Genomic DNA, 7535 nt, shown 5'->3' with positions numbered 1-7535 from the left:
ATCAGCCGATGGCCGTTCAACTATGCGCGCTCCCAACCGATCCGGTGACAAACCCCCGGATCAGGTGGAAACCCGTACACCACTCCCCAGGACGCAACCAGTGCCAACCCAGGCGTTCTCCTCGTCATTCGCCTCCTACGACATGTTGCGCGCCGAACGACTGCCAGCCGCACTCATCGGAGGGACTGCGCGCACACCTACCAGCGCACCGACCCGCCCGGAGCCTTCCACGTCTCCCCTGGTTCGGGGACCGCAGGCAGCACACCGCATAGCGACCGCGCACGATCCCTGAGCAGGGACGACGACGGACGCGATTGAGCAGGCCGCGGCGGCCGGCTGCGGCCTGCGTCCCGACCTCCGCGACACGGCATGCCGTGCGAGGCGCAGATTCTCCACCGCTCCCACGCCGCCCAGTTCGTGCCTTTGACCAGAAGAGAAGAGGTCTGACATATGACCGACGGCAAGCGCATGCAGACGTTCGTCCTGATTCCCGGCGCATGGCTGGGAGGCTGGAGTTGGCAGCCAGTAGCCCGCGCACTGATCGAGCGCGGTCATCCGGCTCTGGCGCTGACTCTGCCCGGGCTGTCGTACGACGGTTCGCCCGCAGGGCTCGAATTGGCCGACGCTGTGGACTACGTGGTGGGCGAGGTCGAGCGCCGCGACCTGTCCGATGTGGTCCTGGCCTGCCACAGCTGGGGCGGATACCCGGCCACCGGGGCCGCCCACCGGCTGGTGGGCCGCGTCGCGAAGGTGATCTACTTCAGCGCGGTGGTTCCCGAGCGAGGCACCTCGATGCTCGACGAGAACGAGCAGTACGGCGAGATAATCCGGCAGGCCATCAAGGCCACCCCCGATGGCACCGTCCCACTCGGCCTCGATGCGGTTCAAAGTGCGCTCATGCCCGGAGAACCGGCACCGCTCCAGGAACTCGTCAGCCGGCTGCTGCTGCCGCAGCCGGGCGGCTATATGACCGGCAGCCTCGACCTGCCGCCGGTCACGGAGATCGGAGTGGACGCGGCGTACGTGCTATGCGCCGACGACAGCGCCCTGGCCCGGCCCGGCACCGAGTTCGCGGCGCGGCTCGGCGTCGACCCGCTGGTGATACCGGGCACTCACATGACCATGCTGACCAGCCCGGACACAGTGGCTGAGGCGCTGCTCTCGGCATGAAGGCGCCGAGGCCGGTGACGTAGCGGACAGGGGTAGATACCGGTTCCGTTCGTGCCGTAGGACGACCCAGGCCTGCAGCGAGTCGGGCAGCGTGGAACCGGTTGGCCGCCCGTCACGGGCGCCATAGCGGTCGCCGGAGCCACGGTGCACCGCGCCTTGTTGCAATCACCCGTCACGCCCGGACTATCGTCAGGATCATTGATGAAGTCCGGCCGGGTCGAGACTGTCAGGCGTACGGGTCGGTGATCTCACGAAGTTGATCGAGAATCTGGTGCAGCAACGTGAAGTTGCGGGTGCCAAGATAGGTCTTCCACTCCGCGTAGATCTCGTCAAGCGTGGCCATGGCCACCTCGACGGCACGCTTGCCGCGCTCCTCAATCACGATCAGTCGGGCACGACCGTCCGTGGGGTCGGGGAGCCGGCGGACGTAGCCCAGGTTTTCGAGCTGGTCGACCATCACGCTGGCGCTTTGCTTGGTCATCTGCGCCTGGTCGGCGAGGTCCTTGAGGCGCGAGCCGTCCGGGGCGACGCGCTGGAAGACTCGGCACTGGGCGAGCGTCCAATCGTCGAACCCGGCATCCTGCAACGCCCGGAAGAGCCGGTCCTCGGTGTACCGGTATGGGATGAACAACGACACCCCTAGATCAACCCGTTGCCCGTCGTCCATGCCGCCCTCGGCTCCGTCGCTCGCCTGGCCCACCAGCCCCACATCCTATGGCAACGCCGGGGTCGGCCTCTCGTCCCGCCGGTGGCGTTCGTCCTATCACGGACCACCCGAACCAGTCAGGCATCCTTACTATTGTACGTATGCAGCAGCGTAGATGGGAAATAGCCGTAAGGATTACTTGTGCATGCGAACCATGACGATCAGGCCGTCGCGAACGTGGAAGGCAGCGACGGCGTCCAGCGGTCCGTCGACGCGGCCGGTGACGTGCCCCTGATCGAACACACCCACTCGCCGACGGCCAGCCGGCTGGTTGCTGGCGAACAGCTTGGCGTAGCAGTCGCGGATCTCGCAGCAAGGACGAGGTGTCCCCCGGGCCGCCCCATCGGCCTGCGGGGTCCAGCAGCGATCCCAGCAAGGCCAGGTCCTTGACGACCACAGCACCGTAGCGGCCCGCCGGCAAGCCCATCCGGCTGCCAAATCTCGGCGACACGGATTCCCCGAGATCCACGGTGCTGTCAGCGCTCGTCGACGAACGCTGTCGGTCGACACTGCCTCGGCCACCCCCTCAGAAAGGGGTCAGCGACCCGGGCGGACCAGGCGCGGGATGCTGGTCCGGAGCACCTGGACCGCCTCGGTGGGGGTCATCCGTCCCGCACGGACCTCCTCGCCCGCGGCATGACCCAGCGCCAAGGTGGCGGAGAGCACCCAGGCCACGGGGAGTTGCGGGTCGATCTCGTCCTGTTCCTGCCCGCGAACGACCAGCCGCTCCAGGCGGGCCAGGATCGGTTCGTGCCGCTCACGCTCCTGCTCGGGGTCAATCGGGGGCAGAGTCAGGTGCAGCAGGAACGGATTGGTGCCCAGCGCTACCCAGCCTGTCTCCAGCAGTCGCACCAGGGCAGCGTCGGCAGGTCCGGTGTCCAGGTCGGCGGCGTCGATGGCGGTGACCACCTGTTCGGTAACCCGCTCCATCAGCGCCTGCAGCAGTGCTTCACGCGAGGGGAAGTGCGCGTAGACCGTCTGTCGGCTGATCCCGGCCGCTTTCGCGATGTCCTCGATGGTCGCCTCGGAGCGCCGGTTCAGCGTCTCGGTGGCGGCGTCGAGGATCGCGGTGATGCTGCGCAGGGCGTCGGCCCGGCGTCGGCGCGGTGAAGGCGGTGGTCCTGACTGCAACTCTGACACGGTTGTCAACCATAGCGGACCTGAGTAACTTGGACATTGACGTAAGACTTAGTGGCCCCCGGAGCCCGTACACCGAGCACGCCAGGAGAGGAACCGCCATGAAGTCGAGTTGCGACCTTGCCGTTCACGCGGCCGCGCTGACCAAGACCTTCGGGCCGACGCGGGCGCTGAACGGTGTCGACCTGTCCGTGCCCGCCGGCTCGGTCTACGGATTTCTGGGGCCGAACGGGGCCGGCAAGACCACCACGCTCCGTATCCTCGCCACCCTGCTGCGCCCGGACGCCGGCGCCGCGCAGGTCCTGGGCCACGACGTGGTCCGCGAACCCGACGCCGTCCGCGCCCGGATCAGCCTGGCCGGCCAGTTCGCCTCCGTGGACGAGGACCTGACAGGTAGTGAGAATCTGCGGATACTGGGCCGCCTGCAGGGCCACCGCCCCCGGGCCGCCAGGGCCCGGGCACAGGAACTGATCGAGGCGTTCGGGCTGGTCGACGCCGCCGACCGGCCGGTGAAGACCTATTCGGGCGGGATGCGCCGCCGACTGGACCTGGCCGGAAGCCTGACCGCCGCACCCGACCTGATCTTCCTGGACGAACCCACCACTGGTCTGGACCCGGCCGGCCGCACCCAGGTCTGGGCCATCGTGCGCGCACTGGCGGACCAGGGCACCACCATCCTGCTGACCACCCAGTACCTCGACGAAGCGGACCAGTTGGCCGCCCGGATCGCGGTCATCGACCACGGCCGTGTCATCGCCGAAGGCACCCCGGGGCAGCTCAGGGAATCCGTCGGCAGCAGCACCCTGCACATCCGTCTTACTCACCCCGAGCAGCGACCCGAGGCGGCCCGCACGCTGGAGCGGGTGTTCGGACTGCCCGTGCACCTGGACGCCAACCCGGCGGCCCTGTCGGTATCCGGCCGCACTCCGCACCAGGCCGCCACCGCCCTGGCCGACCTCTGCCGGGACGGCACTGGCGTCGCCGGCTTCAGCCTGGGTCGGCCCAGCCTGGACGAGGTGTTCCTAGCGCTGACCGCACACTCCGACTCCGGACAGGAGCACGTGGCATGACCCTCGCACCCCCGGCACAGGCCACACCGGCGCCCACCTCCGGACCGCCCGCCTTCACTCCCGGGACCCGACCGGTACCGCCCAGCCCCGCCTCGGCGGCACTCACCTTCGCCTGGCGCGCGCTGCTGAAGATCCGCCGCGTCCCCGAGCAGCTGTCCGACGTGATCGCGGTGCCGATCATCTTCACCCTGCTGTTCACCTACCTGTTCGGCGGCGCCCTGGCCGGCTCCCCGCACCGCTACCTGCAGTTCCTGCTGCCCGGCACCCTGGTCATGGCGGTGCTGCTGGCCACGATGTACACCGGCGTCAACCTCAACACCGACCTCTCCAAGGGCGTCTACGACCGCTTCCGCACCCTGCCGATCTGGCGGCCCGCCCCCATCGTCGGCGCGCTCCTCGGCGATACCCTGCGCTACCTCCTCGCCTCGACCCTGGTCATCGCGCTCGGGGTGGCGCTGGGCTACCGGCCCGGCGGCGGCGTGTCCGGGGTGCTCCTGGCCGTCGCCCTCGTCGTGGTGTTCGCACTGGCCCTGTCCTGGGTGTTCACCCTGCTCGGGCTGGTGCTGCGCTCCTCGAACGCGATCCTGAGCCTGGCCATGGTCGTGCTGTTCCCGCTGACCCTGGCCAGCAACACCTTCGTCGACCCGCGGACCATGCCCGGCTGGCTGCGCGCCGTCGTCGAGGCGAACCCGGTCACCCACCTGGTCACCGCGGCCCGCGACGCGATGGCGGGCACCGCCACCCTCGGCCAGGTCGGCACGGTGCTGCTGGCCTCCGCCGCACTGGTCGCCGTCTTCGCGCCACTGACCATGCGCGCATACCGAACCCGCCAGTAGACCCAGCACAAGGGAACGGCGGTCATCCAGCTCCGGACCCGGTTCCCGGGCACGCGCTGCCCGAGGTTCGCGCCCAGCTGAGGTACGAACGCGGCATCACCGAGGCGACGCTGGAGGACGTCCGGGCGGGTTGACTCCGCACTCGACCAGGGCGGCCCGCTCAGCCCACGCAAGGGCTGCCCGGGCGCCGGGCCTTCAGCGTCGAGTGACCTCTGCGCCTGCGGGCCGGGTTCCCAGGACGTGGAGGGCAGCTCCGGTGACAGCGGTTGCGGCCGCGCAGACCAGTAGGACCAGGGTGAGGGCTGGCAGCGCGGTACCCATGGAGGGCACCGCGAGATACAGGGTGCCCAGCGCCGCAATACCGGTGACGACGGCGAGTTGGGTCACCGTACTGAGCACACCCCCGATCGACGCGGCGTGTTCGGCGGGAGCGCGCTCGACCATGCGGCGCACCAGGGCGCCGAAGCCGCTGCCGTGGCCGGCTCCGGCCAGGACGAGGAGGGCATCGGCCGGCCAGGGCCAGCGACCGCCCTGGCAGGTCCAGGCGAGTACGGCCGTGGCCCCGGCGAACAGGGCGAGCGCTGCGCCAGGCAGATGCGGGTGCCAGGAGGCAGGCAGGCGGGGCCAGGTCTGCGAGGCGGCCGCGAAGCCGAAGGCGTAGAAGGCGAAGGTCAGTCCTGAGCGCAGGGCGCTGTCGTGCAGGTCGTACTGCAGGTGCAGCGCGATGGTGAACAGCAGTCCCCCGTAGCAGGCCATCAGAACAAAGGCACCGGCCAGGCCAAGCCGCACGTCGCGCCGGCCCAGAAGGTCCGGGTGCACGAGAGGCCGGCCGCCGACTGCAGCCAGCCGCCGCTCGTAGCGGTGGAAAGCGGCCAGACCAGCCGGCCCTGCGGCGAGAACCGGCCAGCACCACCAGGGCCAGCCTGCACCGGCACCGAACGTCAGGGGCAGCACCAGGGCCAGGACCGATGCCGCCAGCAGGCCGGCTCCGGCCACGTCGAGAGCCGCATGCGCGCGGGCGGCCTCTGCCGGCATCCGTCGGGCCGCGACGAGCAGGACGGCCACGCCGACGGGCAGGTTCACCAGGAAGATCGGACGCCAACCGCTGCCGAAGAGATCGGCGCTGACCAGCGCGCCGCCCAGGACCTGTCCGAGCGCGACACCGACGGCGAGCACCGTCGCGTACAGAGCCAGCGATCTGCGGCGCGCCTCACCTTGGAATGTGGACTGCAGCAGGGAGAGCACCTGCGGCACCAGCAGGGCCGCGCCCGCGCCCTGCACGGCGCGGGCGGCGATCAGCATCGCCGGATCGAGGGCCAGCCCGCAGGCCAGCGAGGCCGTGGTGAATACCGCGATCCCCCACACGAAGGTGCGCCCCGGGCCCCACCGCGTACCCAGACGCGCACCGGTGACCATCCCCACCGCATAGACCAGGACATAACCGAAGAGCGCTGCCTGCAGAGCGGCTCCGGACAGGTGCAGGTCCTGCTGGATCTGCGGGGCACCCACATTGACGATCGCCGTGTCCAGCGAGGCCATGGCCTGGCCGCACAACACCACGGCGCCCACCGCAACGGGCGGTAACCCCCGGCGGGCACGGCCACGGGCCGCTCCGTGCACGACTGCTGCGGTCATCGGGAACATCCTCCTGGTCGTCAGTTTCTATAAATAGAACACTACTGACGATCCGTGCGCAAGCAGTATTCTGACTGACACAACTGACGAAGAAGGGATTCAAAGGTGACCGCGAAGGTGAGTGAGAGCGACCCAGACCTGGACCTGGACCTGGCCGTCGAACTGGTCAACACGGTCTACGCCCTGGCCGCGCCACCCGACCGACTCACCAACACCGGCGCATACCAGCACATCCTGCGCGAAGCCCGCCAGGACGCCCTCGCCGACGAGTTGACCCCGGCCGACCTCCCCGCGCTGCGCGAGCTACGCGACTCCATCGCCCCGCTCTTCGCGGCCACCGATCTCACCTCGGCCTCAACACTGCTCAATCCACTGCTGTCCGACGCCGCACTCGTGCCCCAACTGGCCACCACCGACGACGGTGCGCACTGGGTCCTGAGCACAGGCCTGCACGGCCTGGCCGCCCTCCGAGCCCGCCTGCTGGGCGCCCTGGCAGCTCACCTGGTCCGCCACGGCACCGCACGCCTCGGCGTCTGCCAAGCCGCCCCCTGCACCTGCGCGTTCGTGGACCGAAGCCGCGCCCGCACCCGCCGCTACTGCTGCGACCAGTGCAACGACCGCGCCGCGGCAACCGCCTACCGCCGCCGAAGGACCTGATCCTCCCCGGCCACACCGGGGACCCGACCCCACTCCGCTCTCGCGGCGAGCGTGCACGGGCCTTGGTGCCGAGATTGCCGAGCACGGCCTCCTCGGGCCTCGTGCGCCGCAGGTCTGAGGGAGGGGGCCCGGGACTGCCGACGGCCGGCCCCGCCGTTCGCGCACCCGGGCGTCAAGAACGTGTTAAGAACCCCGCCCTGGCCGAGGCGAAGCCTGGCCAGGGCGCTACTGAGGTTGTAGGCGTGGTGTCGTCATGGTGAGTCCGGTGCCGGCGAGGCATCCGTCGATGAGGTCGGGCCGGTACTGGACTTGGCGAAGGCCTCG

Annotated in this window: 7 protein-coding genes; 4 read left to right on the top strand and 3 right to left on the bottom strand. The window is 69.8% G+C overall.

Translation table 11 applies throughout. The features are described 5' to 3' along the window. The first annotated feature begins 450 nt into the window (after nt 1-450). On the top strand, nt 451-1170 hold the full coding sequence (locus IF29_RS0140870) for an alpha/beta fold hydrolase (RefSeq protein ID WP_051726697.1): 720 nt from the start codon (nt 451-453) through the stop codon (nt 1168-1170). 226 nt (nt 1171-1396) lie between these two features. On the opposite strand, the gene IF29_RS0140865 is transcribed toward IF29_RS0140870, so the two are convergent. Both IF29_RS0140865 and IF29_RS0140855 read right to left on the bottom strand, forming a co-directional pair. Next, nucleotides 1397-1870 carry a MarR family winged helix-turn-helix transcriptional regulator gene (locus IF29_RS0140865; RefSeq protein WP_232242913.1) on the bottom strand — a complete coding sequence of 158 codons (474 nt, stop codon included), beginning with the start codon at nt 1868-1870 and terminating at the stop codon, nt 1397-1399. A 543-nt stretch (nt 1871-2413) separates the two neighbouring features. Beyond that, on the bottom strand, nt 2414-3016 hold the full coding sequence (locus IF29_RS0140855) for a TetR/AcrR family transcriptional regulator (protein WP_051726696.1): 603 nt from the start codon (nt 3014-3016) through the stop codon (nt 2414-2416). Between the two features lie 98 nt (nt 3017-3114). On the opposite strand from IF29_RS0140855, the gene IF29_RS0140850 reads away from it, so the two are divergent. Both IF29_RS0140850 and IF29_RS0140845 read left to right on the top strand, forming a co-directional pair. Then, nucleotides 3115-4083 carry a daunorubicin resistance protein DrrA family ABC transporter ATP-binding protein gene (locus IF29_RS0140850; RefSeq protein ID WP_030267482.1) on the top strand — a complete coding sequence of 323 codons (969 nt, stop codon included), beginning with the start codon at nt 3115-3117 and terminating at the stop codon, nt 4081-4083. Then, nucleotides 4080-4919 (top strand): ABC transporter permease, encoded by an 840-nt coding sequence (locus IF29_RS0140845; RefSeq protein ID WP_030267479.1) that lies wholly within the window; start codon nt 4080-4082, stop codon nt 4917-4919. Before IF29_RS0140850 ends, IF29_RS0140845 begins: the two co-directional genes overlap by 4 nt. Nucleotides 4920-5114: 195 nt before the next feature. On the opposite strand, the gene IF29_RS0140840 is transcribed toward IF29_RS0140845, so the two are convergent. Beyond that, the gene (locus tag IF29_RS0140840; protein ID WP_198037694.1) at nt 5115-6554 is read right to left on the bottom strand and encodes an MFS transporter; all 1440 of its coding nucleotides are present in this window, start codon (nt 6552-6554) and stop codon (nt 5115-5117) included. Nucleotides 6555-6671: 117 nt separating this feature from the next. Here IF29_RS0140840 and IF29_RS44295 point away from each other — a divergent pair, with 117 nt between their 5' ends. After that, nucleotides 6672-7211 (top strand): CGNR zinc finger domain-containing protein, encoded by a 540-nt coding sequence (locus tag IF29_RS44295; protein ID WP_232242912.1) that lies wholly within the window; start codon nt 6672-6674, stop codon nt 7209-7211. Nucleotides 7212-7535 lie beyond the last annotated feature (324 nt).

This window comes from Streptacidiphilus jeojiense (assembly GCF_000719095.1).
GTDB classification, from domain to species: Bacteria; Actinomycetota; Actinomycetes; order Streptomycetales; family Streptomycetaceae; genus Streptacidiphilus; species Streptacidiphilus jeojiensis.
The sequence above is the reverse complement of the archived record's forward strand: the minus strand, read 5'-3'. Positions and strand labels throughout refer to the sequence as shown.